The 22,810-nt window shown below is 68.9% G+C and carries 20 protein-coding genes and 3 pseudogenes; 11 read left to right on the top strand and 12 right to left on the bottom strand.

Annotation, left to right across the window (positions count from 1 at the left end; genetic code table 11):
• Positions 1 to 4 precede the first annotated feature (4 nt).
• The gene (locus tag WA670_RS15040) at positions 5 to 412 is read right to left on the bottom strand and encodes a PGPGW domain-containing protein (protein WP_037818330.1); all 408 of its coding nucleotides are present in this window, start codon (positions 410 to 412) and stop codon (positions 5 to 7) included.
• Positions 413 to 520: 108 nt separating this feature from the next.
• Between WA670_RS15040 and WA670_RS15035 the strand changes: the two genes are divergently transcribed.
• Positions 521 to 1,177, top strand: a complete 657-nt coding sequence (locus WA670_RS15035; protein ID WP_336158043.1) for a GNAT family N-acetyltransferase — start codon at positions 521 to 523, stop codon at positions 1,175 to 1,177.
• Position 1,178: 1 nt separating this feature from the next.
• A complete protein-coding gene (locus WA670_RS15030) occupies positions 1,179 to 1,799 on the top strand; it encodes a class I SAM-dependent methyltransferase (RefSeq protein WP_336158042.1) in 621 nt (206 codons plus the stop codon).
• Here the strand turns inward: WA670_RS15030 and WA670_RS15025 are convergent.
• Both WA670_RS15025 and WA670_RS15020 read right to left on the bottom strand, forming a co-directional pair.
• Positions 1,796 to 2,401, bottom strand: coding sequence for an FMN reductase (locus WA670_RS15025; RefSeq protein WP_037818327.1), 606 nt, complete (start codon positions 2,399 to 2,401; stop codon positions 1,796 to 1,798). The genes WA670_RS15030 and WA670_RS15025 overlap by 4 nt on opposite strands.
• A 30-nt stretch (positions 2,402 to 2,431) precedes the next feature.
• Entirely contained in the window at positions 2,432 to 3,517 is a 1,086-nt protein-coding gene (locus WA670_RS15020) for an LLM class flavin-dependent oxidoreductase (protein WP_037818326.1), read from the bottom strand.
• A 241-nt stretch (positions 3,518 to 3,758) separates the two neighbouring features.
• On the opposite strand from WA670_RS15020, the gene WA670_RS15015 reads away from it, so the two are divergent.
• From WA670_RS15015 to WA670_RS45185, 4 genes and pseudogenes are all read left to right on the top strand, one after another.
• Positions 3,759 to 5,810 carry a DNA gyrase/topoisomerase IV subunit B gene (locus WA670_RS15015; protein ID WP_037818420.1) on the top strand — a complete coding sequence of 684 codons (2,052 nt, stop codon included), beginning with the start codon at positions 3,759 to 3,761 and terminating at the stop codon, positions 5,808 to 5,810.
• 32 nt (positions 5,811 to 5,842) lie between these two features.
• Positions 5,843 to 6,253, top strand: a pseudogene (locus WA670_RS45195) (DNA gyrase subunit A); the annotation flags it as partial.
• A gap of 3 nt (positions 6,254 to 6,256) precedes the next feature.
• Positions 6,257 to 7,147: pseudogene (locus WA670_RS45190) on the top strand (LAGLIDADG family homing endonuclease); the annotation flags it as partial.
• Positions 7,148 to 7,537: 390 nt separating this feature from the next.
• Positions 7,538 to 9,619 (top strand): annotated as a pseudogene (locus WA670_RS45185) (DNA gyrase subunit A); the annotation flags it as partial.
• Between the two features lie 433 nt (positions 9,620 to 10,052).
• On the opposite strand, the gene WA670_RS15005 reads toward WA670_RS45185, so the two are convergent.
• From WA670_RS15005 to WA670_RS14980, 6 genes are all read right to left on the bottom strand, one after another.
• Complete coding sequence (locus WA670_RS15005) at positions 10,053 to 10,559, bottom strand: YbaB/EbfC family nucleoid-associated protein (RefSeq protein WP_134663381.1); 507 nt, start codon at positions 10,557 to 10,559, stop codon at positions 10,053 to 10,055.
• Positions 10,556 to 10,936 carry a YbaB/EbfC family DNA-binding protein gene (locus tag WA670_RS15000; RefSeq protein WP_336158041.1) on the bottom strand — a complete coding sequence of 127 codons (381 nt, stop codon included), beginning with the start codon at positions 10,934 to 10,936 and terminating at the stop codon, positions 10,556 to 10,558. Before WA670_RS15000 ends, WA670_RS15005 begins: the two co-directional genes overlap by 4 nt.
• Positions 10,937 to 12,049 (bottom strand): C40 family peptidase, encoded by a 1,113-nt coding sequence (locus tag WA670_RS14995; protein ID WP_037818323.1) that lies wholly within the window; start codon positions 12,047 to 12,049, stop codon positions 10,937 to 10,939.
• Positions 12,046 to 12,360: a hypothetical protein gene (locus tag WA670_RS14990; protein WP_037818322.1), complete on the bottom strand. Its 315-nt coding sequence runs from the start codon at positions 12,358 to 12,360 to the stop codon at positions 12,046 to 12,048. Before WA670_RS14990 ends, WA670_RS14995 begins: the two co-directional genes overlap by 4 nt.
• Before the next feature lie 78 nt (positions 12,361 to 12,438).
• Positions 12,439 to 13,239 (bottom strand): DsbA family protein, encoded by an 801-nt coding sequence (locus tag WA670_RS14985; protein ID WP_275295456.1) that lies wholly within the window; start codon positions 13,237 to 13,239, stop codon positions 12,439 to 12,441.
• Between the two features lie 5 nt (positions 13,240 to 13,244).
• Positions 13,245 to 13,754, bottom strand: coding sequence for a MauE/DoxX family redox-associated membrane protein (locus WA670_RS14980; protein WP_336158266.1), 510 nt, complete (start codon positions 13,752 to 13,754; stop codon positions 13,245 to 13,247).
• Between the two features lie 98 nt (positions 13,755 to 13,852).
• On the opposite strand from WA670_RS14980, the gene WA670_RS14975 reads away from it, so the two are divergent.
• The 4 genes from WA670_RS14975 to WA670_RS14960 all read left to right on the top strand — a co-directional run bounded on the left by WA670_RS14975 (position 13,853) and on the right by WA670_RS14960 (position 18,848).
• Positions 13,853 to 14,683, top strand: a complete 831-nt coding sequence (locus WA670_RS14975) for a glutamate ABC transporter substrate-binding protein (protein ID WP_275295457.1) — start codon at positions 13,853 to 13,855, stop codon at positions 14,681 to 14,683.
• The gene (gene hrpB / locus WA670_RS14970) at positions 14,680 to 17,100 is read left to right on the top strand and encodes an ATP-dependent helicase HrpB (RefSeq protein WP_336158040.1); all 2,421 of its coding nucleotides are present in this window, start codon (positions 14,680 to 14,682) and stop codon (positions 17,098 to 17,100) included. The genes WA670_RS14975 and hrpB overlap by 4 nt, the downstream gene beginning before the upstream one ends.
• 78 nt (positions 17,101 to 17,178) lie before the next feature.
• Positions 17,179 to 18,093, top strand: coding sequence for an ATP-binding cassette domain-containing protein (locus WA670_RS14965; RefSeq protein WP_037818318.1), 915 nt, complete (start codon positions 17,179 to 17,181; stop codon positions 18,091 to 18,093).
• Positions 18,090 to 18,848, top strand: a complete 759-nt coding sequence (locus tag WA670_RS14960) for an ABC transporter permease (RefSeq protein WP_037818317.1) — start codon at positions 18,090 to 18,092, stop codon at positions 18,846 to 18,848. Before WA670_RS14965 ends, WA670_RS14960 begins: the two co-directional genes overlap by 4 nt.
• Here WA670_RS14960 and WA670_RS14955 read toward each other — a convergent pair whose 3' ends face one another.
• A complete protein-coding gene (locus WA670_RS14955) occupies positions 18,849 to 19,400 on the bottom strand; it encodes a TetR/AcrR family transcriptional regulator (protein WP_442893099.1) in 552 nt (183 codons plus the stop codon).
• Between the two features lie 51 nt (positions 19,401 to 19,451).
• On the opposite strand from WA670_RS14955, the gene WA670_RS14950 reads away from it, so the two are divergent.
• Complete coding sequence (locus tag WA670_RS14950; protein ID WP_336158039.1) at positions 19,452 to 20,591, top strand: FAD-dependent monooxygenase; 1,140 nt, start codon at positions 19,452 to 19,454, stop codon at positions 20,589 to 20,591.
• On the opposite strand, the gene WA670_RS14945 is transcribed toward WA670_RS14950, so the two are convergent.
• Together WA670_RS14945 and WA670_RS14940 are read right to left on the bottom strand one after the other, a co-directional pair.
• Positions 20,563 to 21,210, bottom strand: coding sequence for a response regulator (locus WA670_RS14945; protein ID WP_037818314.1), 648 nt, complete (start codon positions 21,208 to 21,210; stop codon positions 20,563 to 20,565). The genes WA670_RS14950 and WA670_RS14945 overlap by 29 nt on opposite strands.
• Entirely contained in the window at positions 21,207 to 22,751 is a 1,545-nt protein-coding gene (locus WA670_RS14940) for a sensor histidine kinase (RefSeq protein ID WP_238608148.1), read from the bottom strand. The genes WA670_RS14945 and WA670_RS14940 overlap by 4 nt, the downstream gene beginning before the upstream one ends.
• Positions 22,752 to 22,810 lie beyond the last annotated feature (59 nt).

Raw genomic sequence — 22,810 nt, 5'->3', positions numbered from 1 at the left:
TCCTTCACGGCTCTCCCCGCTTCGCCCGCACCCGCCGGTAACTCCAGATCAGCAGCGCGAACAAGATCAAGCTGGACAGAATCAAGCTCGTCCCCGTGCTCCACCCGCTCAGCGGCAGCGACCGCACCGTCCCCCACACGATTCCCGCGGCCAGCAGCGCCAGACCGGCCAGCACCGAGCCGGCGATGCGCAGCGGCGAGGACACGCTCTCCTCCGCGGCTTGCATCGCCCGCGTCCGCACCGGGTCGACAAATCGCTGCAGCGCCGGGAACTCCGACGCCAGCACCAGCAGTCCGGCGAGCACCAGCAGCAATCCCGGCCCCGGCAGCACGAGCAGCACGACCCCGACGATCACCAGCGCCCCGCCGACGACCGAGAGGAGCACCCGGCGCACTGGCTTGCCCAATCCCATCGGGCCAGTGTGCCGCCGGGCTCGCGGTACTGCCAGCCGGACTGTCCATACTGGACCCGGCACCGCGCTGGCCCGTTTTTGTCGGTGCCGGGTGGTTAGCTGCTCAGCGTGATCGAATCACTACCTGACCTCATCCGCCGCTGGCAGGCGGGATGGGGCGCGTCCCGAGGATTCCGGCCCGCCGAGGAAAGCCGCGGCGGGCTGCACGTCCTGCTCGAACAACCGGATCGGCATCGCGAGGTCGTCGCGTTGTCCGCCGAAACCGACGTACTGCGCGGCCTCGCCGAAGAAGTTGCCGCGGCAGAACGCCCGACCTGGCTGACCGTGCCGACGAATCGGCCGGAGGAAGTCGAAGCGATCGTGCGCGAGGCCGGGCTGAAGCTCCGCGACGCACGCGAAGCGCTCATGACCATTCCCCTGCGCCGACATCCAGCGCGTCCAACTCCGCCGCCCTACACCGGTGCGACCACCGTGCACGGGGCGGTGTGCGAAACCGTGCTGCGACATCCCGATTCGGGTGTCGCGGCGCGCGGAACCATGGCCGTGGTCGGCACGGACGCGATCGCGGACCGGATCGAAACCGTCCCGGAGCATCGCCGCCGCGGTCTCGGCAGCGTGGTGATGAGTTCGCTCGCGGAAAACGCCGTGGCACACGGCGCGACCACCGGAATCCTCGTCGCCACCGCGGACGGGCAACAGCTGTACTCGGCGCTGGGCTGGACCACGCGCGCCACCGTCCTCATCGCCCAGAACCCGGCAGGCTGACATGGAATGGCTCGCCGACACCCGAACGTCCTACGACACCGTGGCGGAGGACTACGCCACGTTCGTCCGCGACGCACTGGGCAAACAGCCGTATCTGCTTGCCGCGCTGCGGTTATTCGCCGAACAAGTCGACGACGGCCCAGTCGCCGACGTCGGTTGCGGCCCCGGCCAGGTCACCGCCCACCTCAACGGGCTCGGCGTGGCCGCCTACGGAGTCGACCTCTCCCCCGGCATGATCGAGGTGGCCCGGCGCGACTATCCGGAGCTGCGGTTCGAGGTCGGCTCGATGACCGATCCGCTGCCGGCCGCGTCGCTGGCCGGGATCGTGGCGTGGCAGTCGGTCATCCACCTGCCCGACGAACTGCTCCCGGCCGTCCTCGCGAACTTCCGGCAAGCGCTGCGTCCCGGCGGATTGCTTCAACTGCTCTTCCACGTCGGCGACGAGACGCGGCTGAAAACCGAGGGCTACGGCGGCCACCCGATGAACGTCCAGGTGCACCGCCGCCCGCGAGAACGCATGACGACGTGGCTGCGCGACGCCGGGTTCACCGTCGAGGCCGAACTGCTCCTCAACCCGGAAACCCCGGCGCCGCAGGCACTTTTGACCGCCAGGAGCCGTTAGTGACCAGCCAGCAACTGCTCGAACGACACCGACGCGTACTCGTCGTCCGGCTTCGCCTCAGGCGCCGCTGCCACCAGCTGCGCCAGCTCGCGGCCAGCCCGCTCCACGCGCTGTTGCAACGCACCCGTCGCCTCGACGCTGCCCCAATCCGACGACGCGGCGTACACGCCTGTCGCAACCACGGTCGCGCGAAGGTAGGCGAAGAGCGGCCGCAACGCGAAGTCGAGCGCGAGCGAATGCCGTTCGGTGCCGCCCGTCGCGGCGAGCAGCACCGGCTTGCCGTCGAGCGCTTCCTTGTCCAGCACGTCGAAGAACGATTTGAACAGCCCGCTGTAGGAAGCGGTGAACACCGGCGTCACGGCGATCACGCCGTCCGCGCGAGTCACGGTGTCGATCACTTCCCGCAGCTGCGGGCTGGGGAACCCGGTGAGCATGTTGTTGGTGATGTCCACCGCGATGTCGCGGAGTTCGAACACCTTCACCGTCACGTCGTCGTCGACGAGGGCGGCGCGGGTGGCCTCGGCCAGCCGGTCGGCCAGCAGCCGCGTCGACGACGGCTGGCTCAACCCCGCGGTGACCACGGCGATAGTGCGTGCAGTCATGACCTCTCCACTCGATCCGGGGTACCTGGGTCAGGCGTTGACAGCCTGGGCTGCCTTGAGCGATTCGTGCGTCGGCGCGTCCGGCACGTGCGCCGGGCGCTTCGCGTCCAGTTCCTTGCGCAGCACCGGCACGACCTCCTCGCCGAGCAGGTCGAGCTGCTCCAGCACGGTCTTCAGCGGCAGCCCGGCGTGGTCCATCAGGAACAGCTGGCGCTGGTAGTCGCCGAAGTGTTCGCGGAAGGTCAGCGTCTTGTCGATGACCTCCTGCGGGCTGCCGACGGTCAGCGGCGTCTGCTCGGTGAAGTCCTCCAGCGACGGGCCGTGCCCGTACACCGGCGCGTTGTCGAAGTACGGCCGGAACTCGTTCCACGCGTCCTGCGACTTCGGCCGGATGAACGCCTGTCCGCCGAGCCCGACGATGGCCTGGTCGGCCTTGCCGTGCCCGTAGTGCTCGAAGCGCTGCCGGTAGAACGCGATCAGCTGCTGGAAGTGCGAGGTCGGCCAGAAGATGTGGTTCGCGAAGAACCCGTCGCCGTAGTAGGCGGCCTGTTCGGCGATCTCCGGGCTGCGGATCGAACCGTGCCACACGAAGGGCGGCACGCCGTCGAGCGGGCGCGGCGTCGAGGTGAAGCCCTGCAGCGGGGTGCGGAACTTGCCCTGCCAGTCGACGACCTCCTCGCGCCAGAGCTGGTGCAGCAGCGCGTAGTTCTCGACGGCCAGCGGGATGCCCTCGCGGATGTCCTTGCCGAACCACGGGTAGACCGGGCCGGTGTTGCCGCGGCCCATCATGAGGTCGAGCCGCCCGTCGGCGAGGTGCTGCAGCATGGCGTAGTCCTCGGCCAGCCGCACCGGGTCGTTGGTGGTGATGAGGGTGGTCGACGTCGAGAGGACGATCTTCTCCGTCTGCGCCGCGATGTTCGAAAGCAGCACCGTGGGGTTCGCCGGCGCGGCGAACGGCGGGTTGTGGTGCTCCCCGACGGCGAAGACGTCGAGACCGACTTCTTCGGCCTTGAGCGCGATCTTGACCATCGCCTTGATGCGCTCGTGCTCCGAGGGCGTGGCGCCCGTGGTGGGGTCGGTCGTGACGTCGCCCACCGAGAAGATTCCGAACTGCATGACCGCTCCCTAGCCGGTTGCTTCGTACCTTGCTTGTCGGCACAACTACTCGCGTGGAAGATGTATTCCTACAGGACTATACCGGTGACCTGGGACACGCTTCCGGACGCCGTCGGAGGCGCAGCGGCCAGTTCCTGTCAGGGGGTGCGGATATCCTGCAGTACGGTGACGGCCCGGGGCCCCTGCTCCGGCCACCTGTTTGCCCACCGAACAGCACGCCTCGATCCGGGAGAACGACCTCGTGACCGCTGAGACTCTGTACGGGGCCGACGACCTGACCCACCTCGAAGGACTAGAGGCGGTCCGCAAGCGCCCCGGGATGTACATCGGCTCCACCGACAGCCGAGGCATCAACCACCTCTTCTCCGAGGTCGTCGACAACTCCACCGACGAGGGCGTGGCCGGCCACGCCTCGCGCATCGTCGTCACGCTGCACGCCGACGGCAGCGTCCAGGTGGACGACGACGGCCGCGGCATCCCCACCGGCGTCCACGCCAAATCGGGCCTTTCCGGCGTCGAACTGGTGCTGACCCGGCTGCACGCGGGCGGCAAGTTCGGCGGCTCCGGATACAAGACGTCCGGCGGCCTGCACGGCGTCGGCGCTTCGGCGGTCAACGCGCTGTCGCACCGCTTCGACGTCACGGTGAAGCAGGACGGCAAGGTGCACCAGATGTCGTTCGCGCACGGCGTGCCCGGCGTGTTCGACGGCCCCGGCCCGAAGGCGAAATTCACCCGCCGCTCCGGCCTCAACCTCGTCGGCAAGATGAAGCGCGGCGAACGCAGCGGCACGTCGATCCGCTACTGGTACGACGCGCGGTACTTCGAAACCGGCGCGGCGCTGGACGTCGAGGGCGTGCGCACGAAGCTGCGCAACACCGCGTTCCTCGTGCCGGGCGTCACGTACGTGCTGCGCACCACGTTCGAGGACACCATCAACGAGGAGACCTTCCACTTCCCGAACGGGCTGGCGGACATGGTCGACTTCCTTGCCCCGGACAGCGAAAAACCCGTCTGCGGCACGCTGATGATCACCGGCGAGGGCACGTACAAGGAGAACGCGGCGGACGCCAACGGCGTCATGCAGTCCAATGTGGAGCGACACGCCGAGGTCGAGGTCGCGCTGCGCTGGGGCACCGGCTACGAGCGCACCGTGGAATGCTTCACCAACACGATCCGCAACGTGCACGGCGGCACGCACCGGCGCGGCTTCGACCGCGCGGTCACCCGTGCGCTGCAGGACGTGATCGGCAAGACGCGCGGGCTGCTCAAGGCGAAGGAGGACCCGCCGACCACCGAGGACGTGCTGGAAGGCATGACCGCGGTGATCCACGTCCGGCTGCCGGAGCCGCAGTTCACGTCGCAGACCAAGGACGAACTGTCCACGGCGGGCATCACGCGCGTCCTCCAGGGCATCGTCGACAAGCAGGTGCGTGCCTGGACCGAGGACCGGAAAACCAAGTCCGAGGCCAAGATCGTGCTGCAGAAGGTGGTCGACGCGGCACGCGTGCGGCTCACCCAGAAACAGCAGAAGGACGCCGCCCGGCGCAAAACCGCGCTCGAGGGCGCGGCGATGCCGCCGAAGCTGGTCGACTGCCGCACCACCGGCGTCTCGCGCAGCGAACTGTTCCTGGTCGAGGGCGACAGCGCACTCGGCTCGGCGCGGATGGCGCGGGTGTCGGAGTACCAGGCGCTGCTGCCGTTGCGCGGCAAGATCCTCAACGTGCAGAAGGCGTCGCTGGGCGACACGCTGAAGAACGCCGAGATCGCGTCGATCGTGCAGGTGCTCGGCGCGGGCACCGGCCGCACGTTCGACCTGTCGACGATGCGCTACGGCCGCGTGATCCTGATGGCGGACGCGGATGTCGACGGTTCGCACATCCGCACGCTGCTGATCACGCTGTTCGCGAAGTACATGCGCCCGGTGATCGAAGACGGCAGGCTGTACGCGGCTATGCCGCCGCTGCACAAGATCACCACCAAGGGCCGCGGTTCGGAGACCGTCTTCACCTTCACCCAGCGCGAGATGGAGCAGAAGGTCGCCGAACTCGAAGCGGCGGGCAAGACGGTCGTCACGCCGGTGCCGCGGTTCAAGGGCCTCGGCGAGATGGACGCCGACGAGCTGTGGGAAACCACGATGAACCCGGCGACGCGCTCAGTCCGGCGGATCACGCTCCAGGACGTCGAGGCCGCGGAGCTGGCGCTGGAGCTGCTGATGGGCGAGAAGGTCGAGCCGCGGCGCAACTGGCTGGTCGAATCGTCCGACCGCGTCGACCGCGACGCCATCGACGTCTGAGTTTTCCGTTCGTTCCCAAGGAGTTGTGAGCCATGGCTCGCCGTAGCAAGACCCCGGTGACCCGGGTCGACCCGAGCGCGTTCGACTCGCCGGGCGCACAGGTCTTCGACAACCCGCTGAAGACGGAGATCGAAGACTCGTACCTGGAGTACGCGTACTCGGTGATCCACTCCCGCGCCCTCCCGGACGCACGGGACGGCCTGAAGCCGGTACACCGCCGAATCCTGTTCTCGATGAACGAGAACGGCTACCGCCCGACACACGCGTACGTGAAGTCGTCACGCGTGGTCGGCGACGTGATGGGCAAGTACCATCCACACGGCGACACGGCGATTTACGACGCGATGGTCCGGCTGGCGCAGGACTTCTCGATGAACGCCCCGCTGATCGACGGGCACGGAAACTTCGGGTCCCCAGACGACGGACCGGCCGCGAGCCGGTACTGCCTGGCCGGCGACACCCGGATCCGCCTGGCGGACGGCTCCAGCCCGCGCATCGCCGACGTGGTGAACCTGCCCGCCGATTCCGAAGCCGACGCCGACTTCGAGGTGCTCGACAAGGACGGCAAGGCAGTCCAGGTCGACAAGGTCTTCAACTCGGGCGTGCACCCGACCGTCCAGATCCGCACCAAGTCCGGCTTTTCCCTCCGGGGCAGCGAAAACCACCCGGTGCTGTGCTTGGAAGCGCCGATGGGCGTGCCGATGTTCCAGTGGCGGCAGCTCGACGAGGTCAAACCGGGAACCGTCGTTTGTCTTGCCCGCAACGCGTGGACGCAGGTGGTCCCGACCTCGCGCGAGTACAACCTCGGCGTCCTCGCCGGGGCTTGGGTGTCCGAAGGGTTCGCGAGCGAGAACCGCGCCGGCTTCAACAACACCGACGAACATTTCTTCGGCGAGGTCCTGCACGCTTACGACCAGGTGGTCGGAGGCAAGCGCTACGTGTCGGAACGCACGACGCGACGAGACCGCAAGCGGATCCGCGAACTTGACATCCAGGACTACTCCGGAGCGATGGACGCCTTCCGGGCCAGCCCCCTGGCCGAGTTCATCGGTCATCAGGCCCGGGACAAGGTCGTCCCCGAATTCGTCTGGAACGCTGGCCCCGGCGTGAAACGCGCGTTCCTGATGGCCGCGTTCGAGGGAGACGGCGGTTGCCGGGTCGCCGTCGACGGCTTCACTGTCCAGTACTCGAGCTACAGCCCGCGGCTCGCCGCGCAGCTTCAGGAAATGCTCGCCGAATTCGGTGTCATCGCCACGCACCGGCAGTACACCCGGCCCAACGGTTCGATCGAGCACCGCCTTGTGGTGTCCGGCCTGCGCAACGTCCGCGCGTTCGCTGAGCGTGTCGGCTTCCTCAAGTCGAAGCAGGCGAGGCTGCGGCAGCTCCTGCAGCGGTCCGTATTGCGCACGCACCGGCTCAGTTCGGACAAGGTGCCCTTCGTAGCCGATTACGTGCGCGGCGCGCTCGACTTCGACCGTCGTGGCAGCGGCCGGAAATGGCTCACCCAGCACAACTTCGACCGCATCGAACGGTGGGAAACCGAGCGGCTCCGGATCATCGATCGCATCAAGGACACCGAGGTCCTCGCGACGATCCTGCCGATCATGGACTCTGGCTACCGGTTCGAAGAGGTCGTAGACGCGACCGCGGCCGAACCCGCCGAGGTCTATTCGGTGCGGGTAACCACCGAGGACCACTCGTTCCTGGCCGGTGGTTTCGTCAACCACAACACCGAAGCCCGGATGTCGAACGAAGCGATGCTGCTCGTCGGCGAGCTCGGCGAGGACACCGTCGACTTCCGGCCGAACTACGACGGTTCGCTCGAGGAACCGTCGGTGTTGCCTGCGGCGTATCCGAACCTGCTGGTCAACGGCACGTCCGGGATCGCGGTCGGCATGGCGACCAACATGATCCCGCACAACCTCGGCGAGGTGATCGGCGCCGCGCGGTGGCTGATCAACCATCCGAACGCCACGCTCGACAAGCTGATGGAGTACGTCCCCGGCCCCGACCTGCCCACCGGCGGCAGCCTGCTGGGCCTGGACGAGGTCCGCAAGGCCTACGAAACCGGCCGCGGCGTGGTCCGCATGCGCGCGAACGTCGAGACCGGCCCGCTGGAAGGCAGCCGCGGCCGGCAGGCGATCACGGTCACCGAACTGCCGTACGGCGTCGGCCCGGAGAAGGTGATCGAGAAGATCACCGACGAGGTCAACAAGTCCAAGCGGCTCACCGGAATCGCGGACGTCAAGGACCTCACCGACCGCGAGAACGGCACGCGGCTCGTCATCGAGTGCAAGGTGGGCGTCAACCCGCAGGCGCTGCTGGCGGATCTCTACCGCCTCACGCCGCTGGAGCAGTCGTTCGGCATCAACAACCTGGTGCTCGTCGACGGCCAGCCGCAGACGCTCGGCCTGAAGGCGCTGCTGGAAGTCTTCCTGAAGCACCGCTACGAGGTCGTCACGCGGCGCACGCGCTACCGCCGCCGCAAGCGCGAAGAGCGCCTGCACCTGGTGGACGGTCTGCTGATCGCGTTGCTGAACATCGACAAGGTCATCCGGCTGATCCGCGAAAGCGAAAACGCGGCCGCCGCGAAGGACGGCCTGATGACGAAGTTCAAGCTGTCCGAGATCCAGGCGACCTACATCCTGGACACCCCGCTGCGCCGCCTCACGAAGTACGACCGCCTGGAACTGGAAAACGAGCAGGACAAGCTGCGCGCGGAAATCGCCGAACTGACCACGATCCTCGAGGACGAGTCGGTCCTGAAGAAGCTCGTGTCGACGGAACTGGCGAAGATCGCCAAGGACTTCCCCACCGACCGCCGCACCCGCCTGATCGACGGCGACCTGAAGGAAGTCCTGGCCGCGTCGAAGCCGTCCGGCCCGCTGGAAGTGGCGGACGACCCGTGCCAGGTGATCCTGTCGGCGACCGGCCTGGTCGCCCGCACCGCAGCGGAATCCGAAGAGGCGTCGGAAGTCCGCCGCCGAAACGGCCGTGTAAAACACGACGCCGTGTCGGCCGTCGTGCACACCACCGCACGCGGCCAGGTGCTGCTGGTGACCAGCCGAGGCCGCGCGTTCAAGACGGACGTGCTGCCCCTGCCCGTGCTCCCAGAACAAGCAGGCACAGTCTCGTTGCGCGGCGGTATGGCAGCGAAAGAGCTGGTACCGCTGGAAAAGGGCGAACGCGTCGTAGGCATCGCCCCACTGGGCGAACAAGCAGGCGACTCACCAGGCCTGGCCATCGGCACCCGCGGCGGCGTAGTGAAGGTGTGCGCCCCGGATTGGCCCGTGCGCTCCGACGAATTCGAAGTCATCAGCCTCAAGGATGGTGACGAAATCGTAGGCGCGACCTGGCTGACCGACGGAAACGAAACCCTGGCGTTCATCTCGTCCGACTCGTCCCTGCTGCGCTTCGCCGCGAGCCTGATCCGCCCGCAAGGCACCAAGAGCGGCGGCATGGCAGGCGTGAAACTGTCCGCAAACGCCACCGCGATCTTCTTCGGCGCCATCCGCACCGACGACGAAGAACACGGCGAACCCATGGTCGTGACGGCAACGGGCCAGAGCGTCAAGGTCACGCCCTTCAGCGAATACCCAGCGAAGGGCCGAGCCACCGGCGGCGTGCGAACCCACCGTTTCCTCAAGGGAGAAACCGAAGTCCAGGTCGCGTGGGTAGGCCCCCGCCCAGCAGGCGCGAGCCGTACCGGAGACCCAGTAGAACTCCCAGAAATCGACCTCCGCCGAGACGGCTCGGGCCACGCCCACCCAGGCCCAGAAGTAGTAGGCCACCTCATCGAACGCGGCTAACACCAGTACGTGAGGGGAACCCTAAGGGAATCAGAGTTCCTCAGGGTTCCCCTCACTCACCCAGCCCACCCCAATTCGGCGGGGACAGGCACATTAATTTCTCTCAGCAGTTCGACAAGCAACGAATCCGCCGCACCAGCATTCACCACAACAACGCAAAGCCCTAAACAGGCAGCGATGCACCCAACGAGCGAGGCACCCACCCCACCCCCAACCCCGATACGAAGCCAAAAACACGGCGCGGGGGTGCTTGTCAAGGCATCTTTCCCGCCTTGACAAGCACCCCCGCGCCGTAGTGACAATCAAACTTCGGGGTGCCCCACGCAACCACCACCCCCGAAGGGGGCGTCAGCCCCCGCCACTAAACGGACCTACCCGTCAAAAGCAGAAGCCCACAGCTTCGCAACTCACCAAATACCGAAGCCGCAACCACTCACCGATCCGACCGCAACGAAGCCGGATCAAAGTCCTCCCACCCATCCTCAACAGACTCAGCAGCAGCGGAAGCAGAAGCAGCGGCAGGAGCAGGAAACCGCCTCTCCCCAACCCTCTCCGCCCTCAACCGCTGAAACTCCTCCACTGTCATCCCAGGATCATCATCCGAAGACCGAGCCGGAGCCGCCCTCCCGGACAACGCCTCGACAAGCAACCCAGCCTCCTCCCCCAACAACAACCCCACCCGGTTGTAGCAATCCTGCTCAGCCTCAGCCATCGCAACCCGCACAACCTCAAGCACCAACGCCGAAACCCGAGAAGGATCCGCCGACGCCAAGGAAGGCGCAAGCCACAACCGCTTCAACGCCCCCAACGCATCCACAGTCACCTCAACCGACCCATCCAACGCATGAGCCGACCCCCGAGCCTCCCCCATCAACGAAGCGACCTGCCCCAACGCCTCCTCACGAGACCGAGCCAGGTCGATAAGCTCCCGAGTGTTCACAACACCACCGGCTCTTCGTCATAAAAATCGGGATCATCCTCAGCCAACGCCGCGTACCCCAACGCCGCCACAGCATCCGCCCCCAAAACCGGCGACAGCACCTGATACATCCGATCCCCGGCCCGCCGCTCGGCCCGCCGCGACAACTCCAGGATCTGCGCGGCAACAGCCTCCGACCCGCCCCGCAACGCAGCCCGGGAAACCGTCAGCCCAGTCAGCAACCCGCCAGGCGCGACCTCGACGGAAACCCCGCCGGCAGCAGCCTTCCCGACCACCGGCCCAGCCCACTCGAACCGAGCCGCGGCCGCCTCCCCGGTCCGGGAAGCCTCCTCCATCACCCGCGCCACCGCGCGATCCATGTCGAATTCAGCCACCACTCACCCCGTCGGCCGGTAAAACCCGATGAACTGCTGCCCGGCGTTGGTCGTCCGGATCTTGCTGATCTGCACCGGGTCCCCGGCCTCGACCATCTGCCCGTCGCCGATCACCATCGCGACGTGCCCGGACCACACCACCAAATCCCCGGGCAGCAACTGATCAATAGAAGGCACCTCGGCCCCGACTGTCTGCTGCTTCGCCGTCCGCGGCAACTGCAACCCAGCGTCCTGATAGGACGTCATGGTCAACCCGCTGCAGTCGAGCCCCTGCCCGCGCGCGGTCCCGCCCCACACATACGGCACGCCCAGCTGAGACAACGCCGCCCGCACCGCTTTGGCCGCGGTTTCGTTCGGCGCCATCACGGTTTTCCCGCCCGGCAGGTTGATCCCGACGCCGCTGCCCGGCTGCGGCGGAACGGCCACTGGCAACCGCGGCTTCCCGGCATACCCGCCGCCGCCTCCACCGCCGCTGTCGCCGCCTCCGCCGCCACCGTGGCTGACGTGCGCGCCGTTGTTGTTGAACGCCTGCGGCACCGATGTCGTCGCGCTGCTCGCGGACGTCGACTCGGAACCGCCGAGCCGCTGCCCCAGTCCGGTCAGCTTTCCGAGCGTCTCCTCGGTGAACGTGGCCGCCTGCCCGGTCAGCTGGCCGATCTTCGTCTGCAGCTGCAAGAGAATCTGCCGAGCCGCGGCCGCCCGGCTTTCCGGCGGCTGAATCCCGTTGACCGCTGCCAGCGCCTTCATCGAAGACGCGATCTCCCGCAGGATCTGGTCCCGCACCTGATCGTTGCGGATCTCGCCGACGTGCAGCGTCTCCGCCGCCTCCGCGACCGCCCGCTCGATTTCCGCGCTCTCGTCGAGAAGGTCCTGGACTTCCTTCTCCAGATCCTTCGACGTCTGGACCGCGCGCTCCGAGGTCGCCCCGGAACTCGCGTGCGCCAGATTCACCCGCTGCGCGCCGGCGTGCTGATTGGCCTGGCCGACGGACGTCTGCAGCGCGACGTGCCCGTCGCGCGCGCCGTGGATCGCCGACGGGTCGTGCTTCAGCTTCGCGGCGAACTGATTCGTGGTGTCCAGCCCGTTGCGGACCAGATGATCGACGGGAGCGTTCACGAAAGCCTGCGCATCGCGTCGCCGTGTTCCTGCTCGACCGCGGCGTAGTTGCCCTGCGTGCGCCGAGCGGCCTCGCCGACGTTGTGCCAGCCGCCGCCGAGCGCGTGCATCCGTTCCTGCAATGCCCGCATGCGCGCGCCGTACGCGCCGGCGAACCCGGATTCGTCCCCGATCGCGGAGAATCCGTCGCCGGACAGCGTCACGTGCGGACCGATGTGCGCCTTCGCCGCGGAACGCACCTCGTCGCCGAGTGGGTCGACCTGCTTCGCGTAGTTCTCGTACGCGCCGTCGTCGACATGAAAACCGGACACAACCCGCCCCTCCCCTGAACCCTGCGGCCCAGGTTAGCGGACGAGTTGTGCCCGGACAGGCGAATTGACCGGATCAGGTCAGCCGTTGAGAATCTTCGTCAGCCAGTCGCCCTGCGCCGGAACGGCCTTGCCGTCGACCGCGACGGTCGGCGTGCCGAAGCCGATCTGGCCGTTGCCGAAGTCCTGCTGCAGTTTCGGGTCGTTCTGGATCTGCTGGAACGCCGCCTGCAGCTGCTGGTCGTAGGCGCCGGAGTTGACCGCCTGCGCGAACTTCGGGTCGCTGATCCCGAGGTCCTGGCCGAGCTTGATCAGCTGGGCCTTGTCGTACCCGCGCCCGCCTTCCTGCGGCTGGTTCTTGAACAGCGCGTCGTGGAAGGCGGTGAACTTCTGCTGGTCGGCGGCGGCGAGCGCGGCGTTCGCCGAGTCGAGCGAGTAGCCCGGCGGGTCCGAGTTCTTGTTGAGCAGGATCACCATGTGGTAGCGCACGGCGAGCTGGCCGTCGTTGATCGCCTTCTCCATCCGCGGCCCGAAGTCCTGCTGCAGCTTCGCGCAGTACGGGCACAGGAAGTCCGCGTAGAGGTCCATGGTCTTCGGCGCGCCCGGCTTGCCGACCGTCACCACGGCCCCGTCGCGCTTCTCGACCACGCCCGGTCCGAGCGCCGAGGTCGTGCCCGGCTGGATCGCGCTGTCCTGCGTCGCGTTCTTGCTCGAGTTGATCCAGAGCACGCCGCCGATCACGAGCGCGGCGACGACCACGACGGCCACGGCGATCGCGATGATCTTGTTCCGGTCGCTCTTCGAGCCCCGCGCCTGGGCGACCGACCTCGCGGCCGCCGCCTGCTGACGGCTTTTCCGCGCGTTGCGCGCAGCTCCACCCACTGTTCCTAATTCCCTTCCGCGATGCCCTTGGGGTAGTCGTCCGAGGCCTCGCCCGAGTTCCCGGCGTTCCTGCCTTTGCCCCAGCCGAGCCAGCCGTCGACCGAAAGCCACGTGCGCAGCCGGACGAGCAGCCACACCGCGAGCAAGGCGAAACCGGTGTCGCGCAGGATCTCCTGCGGGTATTCGGTCTGCCCGGCGTCCACGCGCCCGCCGCCGCCGAAGCAGCCGCAGTCGATGCTCAGCCCGCGCGCCCACGACTGCGCGATGCCCGCGACGAGCACGGCCAGCAGCAGCAGCGAGGCTCCCGCGACCCAGCGCGTGGCCAGCCCGGCGAGCAGCAGCAGCCCGAGCACCAGTTCCAGCAGCGGCAGCCCGGTGGCGACCGGGCGCACCAGCGCGTGCGGGAGCACGTCGTAGGCCTGCACGGCGATGTACGTCTGCCCCGGGTCGGCGATCTTCAGGCCGCCGGACACGAGCCACACGGCAGCCAGCCCGAGCCGGGCGAGGGTGCCGATGGTGTCGAGTACAGGTTGGGGCAGTCGGCGCACGCGCTTAGGCTAGCCGTCTGACCTGAGAACCATGTGAGCAGCCAACCGGCGAAGCGGAGGCACCGATGCGGTTACGCGCAGCGCTCGCCGCCGTGTTTCTGCTGGTCAGCTGCGTCTCGTGCGGGTCGTCGGAGGTATCGAAGGACGATCCGCTTCCCACCCGGGCGCGTGACGGCAACCACCTGACCATCGGAATCCGGTTCGACGCGCCCGGGCTTTCGCAGCGGACCGTCGACGGCAGGCTCGCCGGTTTCGACGTCGATGTCGCTACTTTCGTCGCACGCGAACTGGGGGTCGAACCGGACCACATCACCTGGCACGAGACCACCCCGGCGCGCCGCGAAACGGACCTCACCTCGGGCGCGGTCGACCTGGTCGTGGCCACCTATTCGATCACCGACAAGCGGAAACAGCAGGTGGGCTTCGCCGGCCCGTACTTCGTCACCGGCCAGGACCTGCTGGTGCGGCTCACCTCGCCGGACATCACCGGCCCGGAAAGCCTCAACGGCAAGCGGCTCTGCTCGGTCACCGGCTCGACTCCCGCGCAGACGGTGAAGGACAAGTTCGCGCAGATGGTGAAGCTGGTCGAGTACCCGCGCTATCCGGACTGCGTGACCGCGCTGCTGGCGAACCAGGTCGACGCGGTCACCACGGACGCGGTGATCCTCGCCGGGTACGCCGCGCAGAACCCGGAGCTGCTGAAGGTGGTCGGCCGTCCGTTCTCCACTGAGCGGTACGGCATCGGCCTGCGCAAGGGCGACACCGAGGGCCAGCACGCGGTCGACGACGCCATCCGGAAGATGGTGTCGACCGGGGCCTGGCGGAAGTCGCTGGAGACGAACATCGGGCCGTCGAACTACCCGTTGCCGAATCCACCGGAGATTACCGAGCAGTGACCGACCTAGCCTCGCTGCCGGACCTGCCCGTCCGCGCGGTGCTGCCGTCCGTGCTGAGCGCGCTCGACGACCACGGCGCCGCGGTGCTCGTCGCCCCGCCCGGCACCGGCAAGACCACTCTCGTGCCGCTCGCGCTGAACCGGGGCGAAGGACGCGTCGTGGTCGCCGAGCCGCGTCGGCTGGCTGCCCGGGCCGCGGCCGGGCGGATGGCCGCGCTGCTGGGCGAACCGGTCGGCGAGACGGTCGGGTACGCCGTGCGCGGCGACCGGAAGGTGTCGTCGCGCACGCGGATCGAGGTGGTCACGTCGGGGCTGCTCGTGCGGCGGGTGCAGCACGACCCCGAGCTGGCCGGGGTGTCGACGGTCCTGCTGGACGAATGCCACGAACGCCATCTCGACGCTGACCTGCTGCTCGCCCTGCTCCTCGACGTCCGTGCCGGATTGCGCGACGACCTGCGGCTGCTCGCGACCTCGGCGACGGTCGCGTCCGGACGGCTGGCCGAACTGCTCGGCGACGCCCCGGTGATCACCGCGCACGCGCGCACGTATCCGGTCGAGCTGAGCTACCGCGCTCCGGCGCGCGGGGAACGCCCGGAAGCCGCAGTCGCTTCGGCGGTCCGGAAGGCCCTCACCGAAGGAGACGGCGATGTACTCGCGTTCCTCCCGGGAGCCGGGGAAATCGCGCGTACGTCGGCGTTGCTGAGTTCGCTGGACGCGGACGTGCTGCCGCTGCACGGACGGCTTTCCGCTGCACGGCAAGACGAAGCATTGCGGCCACGAGACCGCCGCCGGGTAGTTCTCGCGACCGCCGTCGCCGAGTCGAGCCTGACCGTTCCCGGCGTCCGCGCGGTCGTGGACTCGGGTCTCGCGCGCGTTCCTCGCGTGGACCATCGACGTGGTCTCGCAGGGCTCGCCACGGTGCGGGTTTCGGCAGCGGTGGCGGAACAACGCGCTGGTCGTGCGGGCCGCGAAGCGCCTGGCCGCGCGTACCGCTGCTGGCCGGAGCACGAGCAAGCGACGCTGCCCGCGTATCCGGAGCCGGAGATCCGCACCGCCGAGCTGGCGCGGTTCGCGTTGGAACTCGCCTGCTGGTCCACTCCGGACGGAACCGGCCTCGCTTGGTGGGATCCGCCCGGCGAAGGTGCGCTCGCCGCCGCGCGAAGCCTGCTCGTCACGCTCGGCGCGACCACCTCGGAAGGCGCTGTCACATCCCGCGGACAAAAGATGGCCGACCTGGGTCTGCATCCCCGGCTGGCCCGCGCGTTGCTGGACGGCGCCGAGGCCGTCGGAGCCAGGGCCGCCGCGGAAGTGGTCGCGCTGCTCGATACCGGAGCGACGCTGACCGATGTCGAGGCCGAATTGCGCCGGCTTCGTTCCGCACACGACGACGCGGCGCGCCGATGGCAGCGGGACGCGAGACGGTTGGCCACACTGGTCAATTCCCCGGCCAAAGCAGACCCGGACGCCGCGTTGGTCGTCGCCCTCGCTCACCCGGAACGCTTGGCGCGGCGGCGCGCGGGATCGGCCCCGGTGTATCTGATGGCCAGCGGCACAGCGGCGGAACTGCCCAGCGGCAGCGGTTTGGGCAACGCCGATTGGCTGGCCGTCGCCGAAGCCACCCGCGACCCGGGCCGCGTGCACGGCACCATCCGCCTCGCCGCGACCGCCGACGAAGCATTGGCGACCCGAGCCGCGCCGACCCTAGTGTCCGAAGTGGACGAAGTGCATTGGGACGGCGATGTCGTCGCCCGACACGTCCGTCGGCTGGGTGCGATCGTTCTGTCGGAAAAACCGCTACGCAACCCAGATCCGCAGCTAGTCCACGACGCAATCGTCACCGGGCTCCGCACCGAAGGCCTCAGTTTGCTGCGCTGGAGCCAAGACGGCACCCGCCTCCGCGAACGCCTCGCGTTCCTGCACCGGGTACTCGGCGATCCGTGGCCTTCGGTGGACGACGAGGCGCTGCTGTCCGAAGTAGACACTTGGCTGGACCTGTCGAGAGTCCGCCGCCGAGCCGATCTGGCGGACGTCGACGCCGGAACTGCCTTGCGCGGCCTGCTCCCCTGGCCCGAAGCCGCGCGGCTCGACGAACTCGCGCCGGACCGGCTCGAAGTCCCGTCCGGTTCGCACTACCGCGTGGACTACCACGGCGACCAGCCGGTGCTCGCGGTGAAGCTGCAGGAGACGTTCGGCTGGACCGAGACGCCGTCGCTCGCCGACGGCCGCGTCCCGGTGGTGCTGCACCTGCTTTCGCCCGCCGGCCGCCCGGCCGCGGTCACCGCCGATCTCGAGTCCTTCTGGCGCACCGGATACGCCGCCGTCCGCGCGGACCTTCGCGGCCGCTATCCGAAACACCCGTGGCCGGAGGACCCCGCGACCGCCACCCCGACCCGGCACACCACCCGCAGGTCGCGCTGACCCCCTGCCGAAAGTCGGGGTCGGTCCGGGACGGTCGGCTGATGTCCGCGCACCCCGCGCGGGCGCAGACTTCGCCCTATGATCACGTTTCGCGGATTGACGAAGCGCTACGGCCAGAAGACAGTGGTCAACGGCCTCACCTCGGTCATCGAGCCGGGCACGGTGACCGGGTTCCTCGGCCCGAACGGCGCGGGCAAGTCCACCACCATGCGGATGACCGTCGGGCTCGACCGGCCGGACTCCGGCGACGCGCTGATCCGCGGCAAACCGTATGCAGAGCTACGGTTTCCGCTGCGGGAAGTCGGTGCGCTGCTGGATGCGAAGGCCATGCATCCCGGCCGCAGTGCGGGCAAACACCTGCTCGCGATGGCGAACAGCAACGGGATCGCCGCGAGCCGCGTCGAGGAAGTGCTCGCGACGGTCGGGCTGAGCGACGTCGCGGGCAAGCGCGCCGGGACGTTCTCGCTCGGCATGAGCCAGCGGCTCGGCATCGCCGGCGCACTTCTCGGTGACCCTGGCGTGCTGATGTTCGACGAGCCGGTCAACGGCCTCGACCCGGACGGCGTCCGCTGGGTGCGGCAGCTGATGCGTTCGCTCGCCGCCGAAGGTCGCACCGTGTTCGTCTCCAGTCATCTGATGAGCGAAATGCAGCTGACCGCGGACCGGCTGCTGGTCATCGGCAAGGGCTCGATCCTCGCCGACGCGGCGATCGGCGACTTCATCGCGGGCAACTCGAGCCGGTCGGTCGCGGTCCTCGTGCCGGATCCGGCGGAGCGCGCGAAACTCGCGGACTGGCTTCGGGGGAACGGCCGGTCGGTGCTGCCCGGGGAGGACAGCGAACTGCTCGTCGACGAGGCGTCCGCGGCCGAGATCGGGGATGTGGCTTACGAACTGGGCGTCCGGTTGCACGGACTTGCCGAGCGGACCGCTTCGCTCGAGCAGGCGTACATGGAACTGACCGCCGGATCGGTGGAATACGGGGTTACGGCATGACGAAGCTGGCGATTTCGGCGGAGTGGACCAAGTTCTGGTCGGTGCGGGCGACGTGGTGGTCGCTGATCGGCGGAGTGCTGCTGATGGCGTTCTATTCCGTCGTCACCGGGATCTCCCAGCACGCGGGCGGCGAACGGCAGCAGACCGCGCACGGCATCGTCAACAGCGGTGCGATCTACCTGGTCGAGTTCTGCGTGCTCGCGGTCGCGACGCTGTTCGTGACCAGCGAGTACACCAGCGGGTCGATTCGTTCGACGCTGCAATGGGTTCCGGTGCGGGCGAGGGTCACCGCCGCCAAGGCCGCGGTGCTGGTGCCGGTGCTGTTCGTCTACGGCGTGGTCGTCGCCGTGCTGGGCATGGGGGTCGCCTCGGTGCTGATGCGTGGGGCTGGGGGTTCCACGTCGCTGTCGCAAGGGGCGGTCACCGCGCTGGGCATGGGTGCGTATTTCGCACTGCTCGGCGTGCTGTGCCTGGGGATTTCGTTCGTGCTGCGCAGTGCGGCGGGCACGTTGGTGGTGGTGATCGTGCTGCTGCTGCCGTTGCCGATGCTGATGTCGTCGTACGTGTTCCCTCCGGCGATGAACTACTTCCCGGCCTTCGCGGGAATGAACGCGATGGTGCCGCCTGGCGACCCGAACCCGTTGCTGGGCAGCCTGCCGCCGTACGGGCCTTGGGTCGGCGTGCTGGTCTGCCTCGCCTGGGCGGCCGCCGGGATCGCCGCGGGAACCGCGCTGCTGAACCGCCGCGACGCCTGATCAGGCGTGCGGCAGCCCCAATCCGGCGAGCACGGCACGGGCTCCGGCAACCAGGTCGGCTTCGGTCGGCGGGTTGACGGAGCCCGTGCCTGCCAGCGCGTCGAAGATCGATCCGTCGAGCCACCCGATGAGCACGCGAGTGTGGTCCTCGGGAGTCGGAGACCCGGCCGCGGCAAGCACTTCCGCGCACCGGCGGCGCAATTCCAGCCCGCCGGCGTCGTATCGAGCGCGCAGCTCCGGCCGCCGGGTCGATTCGAGCGCGAATTCGTAGCGCGCGAGCATTCTGGTGCGTCCGACGGTGATCGAGCGGTGGACCGTCGCGCCCAGGAACTCCGCGAGTTTCCCTTCCGGCGGGACGATTTCGGCCTGGTCCAGCGCGACCATCCGGTCCGCGGCCAGCTCCAGCAACGCGACGCGGGTGCGCGCGTAGTACGACGTCGAACCCGCGGGCAGCCCGGCCGCCCGATCGACGGCGCGGTGCGTCAGCCCGCGCATGCCCTCGGCCGCGATGACCTCGATGGCTGCGTCGCCGATCACAGCTGTCCGTTCCACCCTCGGCACACTACAGGTGTAGAGTCCTCTACAGACGTAGAGGAGGTCGGCATGGCTTCGCACCGCGCGGTCGTGGTCGGGGGCGGCATCGGCGGACTGGCCACGGCGATCGGATTGCGCCGGGTCGGCTGGGAGGTCACGGTGCTCGAACGGGCACCGGAGCTGACCGCCATCGGCGCGGGAATCTCGTTGTGGCCCAACGCGCAGCGGGCACTGGCCGAACTGGGCGTCGAGCCGCGGATCTCGGCGCAGCGCGGCGGTGGCTTGGTCGACTGGCGCGGACGTCGGCTGGCGAGGTGGGACGCGGACCTCTTCGTCCGCAGTCACGGGCTGCCGCTGGGCGCGATCCACCGGGCGAATCTGATCGAAACGCTGCGGTCGGAGTTTCCGGGCGAATGCCTCAAGACCGGGGTCGAGGTGACGAGCGTCGAGCAGAACGGCGTGGTGCACCACGATTCCGGCTCGGTCGAGGCGGACCTGGTCGTGGCGGCCGACGGAATCAACAGCCCGATCCGGCAGGCGCTCTTCCCGGCCGCACGCGTGGAGTACAGCGGTGGCGCGGCGTTCCGCGGGATCGCCAAGCTGCCGCTGAAACCCACGTTGAGCACGACGTGGGCGGCGGGAATCGAAATCGGCGTCCTGCCGTTGCTGGACGACGAGGTCTACTGGTGGGTTTCCGAAGCTCGTCCGGCCGGGATCCGGCACGACGACATCCGCGCGTACCTGAGCGCGAAGTACGCCCGCTGGCACGACCCGATTCCACAGCTCATCGACGCCACGCCGGAAATCTTGCTGCACGACACGCATCACCTCGCCACGCCGCTGCCCAGCTACACCCGGGGCCGTATCGCGCTGCTCGGGGACGCCGCGCACGCCATGCCGCCGTTCCTCGGGCAAGGCGGCTGCCAGGCGTTGGAGGACGCGGTGGTGCTGGCCTCGCACGTCCAGAAGTCCACAGTGGACGAAGCGCTCCGATGTTATGACGCGGAACGCCGACCGCGCACGCAGAAGGTCGCGAAGGCGTCGATCCAGGCCGGTGCCAGCGGTCCGCTTCTCCGCAACCCGGCGGCGGTCGCACTGCGAGCGGCTTTCACCCGGCTGCTGCCCGCAGCGGTCACCACTCGCGTCGGAGCCGGCATCAGTCGCTGGCAACCGCCGAGGCTCACACCAGTCCAGCCTCGAACGCCGTGATCGCGGCCTGCACCCGGTTCCGTACGTCCAACCGGGTCAGGATCGTGCTCACGTGCGCCTTCACCGTGCCTTCCACCACGAACATCCGCGCCGCGATGTCCGCATTGGACAGTCCTTCGGCGAGCAGCACCAGCACCTCCCGCTCGCGGTTCGTCAAGACGCTCACCCGCTCGCGCGCGGTCGCGGCCCGGCTGAACCGGCTGCCGGACAAGCGCGTGATCACGCGGTGCGCGACCTTCGGCGAAAGGAACGCCGCGCCGTCTGCCACCGCGTGCACCCCGGCGAGCAGTTCGCGCGGATCGCCCGCCTTGAGCAGGAATCCGCTCGCGCCGAGGCCGAGCGCGCGTTCGATGTACTCGTCCTCCCCGAACGTCGTCAGCATGAGAACGCCGGTGTCCGGCAGCAGTTTGCGGATTTCCTCCGCCGCGGCCAGCCCGTCGAGCCCGGGCATGCGAATGTCGAGCAGCGCGACGTCCGGCCGGTTCGCACGCGCCAGTTCGACCGCCGCGCGTCCGTCCGCGGCCTCGGCCACCACCTCGATTTCCTTGTCCGAGGCCAGAATCGCGGCCACGCCGGCGCGGATCATCGCTTCGTCGTCGGCCAGCAGTACGCGAATCACGGTTCGTCCTCACTGTAAAGATCCTTGCTCGCCACTCGATCGTCCACAAAGCACAGTCGATAGACGGCATAGTTGAAGTTGAGCCAGCTCCGGCCGGCTCCGTAGTACTCGCAGGTGCTCCGGTAAGGCTGCGGCGGCACATTGATCGACGGCAGCGTCGTGCGCTGGCGGGCGGGCAGCAGCGGTTCGACGGCCGAGTGCGGCATGCCGATCTGGATCCGCGCGTACGAGTCCGGCGGCAGCTCCGACGACGACCACTGCACCAGGAAGGTCACGCCCGCCCCGCCGATGACCACTCCGAACAGCGCCAGCGGCACCACGATCGCCTGCACCAGGCTCGACCGCACGGCGCGACGGGCACGCTCCAGCTCGCGCGCGGCCTGTCCGATCCCGTCGTCCTGCTCCGGCGCGGGCGCCGAATCGTGCGGCAGACGGGCCGCCACCTCGAACCCGCCGTCCGCCGGGCCCGCGGTCAGGCTCCCGCCGACCAGCCGCACCCGCTCCTGCAGGCCGATCAACCCCCGCTGCCCGGACCGGCCGGGCAACGGTCCGGCGGGCGGCGGCGCGTTCCGGACCCGGACGTCGGTCGACTCATTGTTGCTGGTCACGACCACCGTGACGGCCGCGCCGGGCGCGTACTTCGCCGCGTTCGTGAGCCCTTCCTGCACCACGCGGTAGACCGCCCGCGCGACCATCGGCGGTGCGCCGTCCAGCTTGTCGATCCGCGCGCCGATCTCGATCCCAGACGCCCGCGCGCGGTCGATCAGCTCCCCCAGATCGCCCTGCACCGGCTCGATCGGCGCGGCGTCCTCGCGCAGCACGCCGATGATCTCGCGCAGCCGTTCCGTCGCCGTCGCCGCGCCCGCCCGAAGCTGTCCGGCGGCCTCGCGTTGCGCTTCGCCAAGCTCGCTGTCGACCTCCAGAGCCGCCGCGCGCACCGCGATCAGGCTCAGCTCGTGGCCGAGCGAATCGTGCATGTCGCTGGCGATCCGGGCCCGCTCCCGCAGCCGCGCCTCCTGCGCGACCAGCCGGTGCCTGCTCTCCATCTCCTCCGCGCGCCGCCACCCGTCCTGCGCGAGCTCGCGCCGCAGCCGCACGTGCCGGCCGAGCAGACACGGCGCGACCCCGGCGAACGCGAGCGTGCCGAGCACCGCGCCCCACGCGTCGAAGCCCGCCGTCGGCAGGAAAGCCAGCGGGATCCCGGCCACCGCGATGGCGAAGAAGCAGATCATCGCCACGCGCGCCCTGGCCAGCCGCAGCCCGGCCAGGTACGAGATCACGACGATCAGGAAGAACTCCCACACCGCCACCCGGCCGCCCCATCCGAACGCGATGACGAGCGCCGTCGCCATCGCCACCGCCAGCGCGAACGCCGGGTAGACGCGGGCGGTGGCCATCGCCAGGGTGACCGACACCAGGCCGTAGACGAGTTCCCAGACGTTCGGGTCGAGCGGGCCGTCGAGCACGACGAACCCGCACAACGCGGCCCAGAGCAGCACGTCGAACGTCACGCGCCAGCGGACTCGCGTCGCCTCCTTCATTCCGCTGACGCTACAAGGGCCGCCTGATTCGTCACCACTGCCGAAAGTCAAGGTCGAGA

The sequence above is a fragment of the Amycolatopsis sp. VC5-11 genome, from assembly GCF_037034185.1.
Taxonomy (GTDB): Bacteria; Actinomycetota; Actinomycetes; order Mycobacteriales; family Pseudonocardiaceae; genus Amycolatopsis; species Amycolatopsis nivea.
This window is presented reverse-complemented; position numbering and strand designations above follow the sequence as displayed.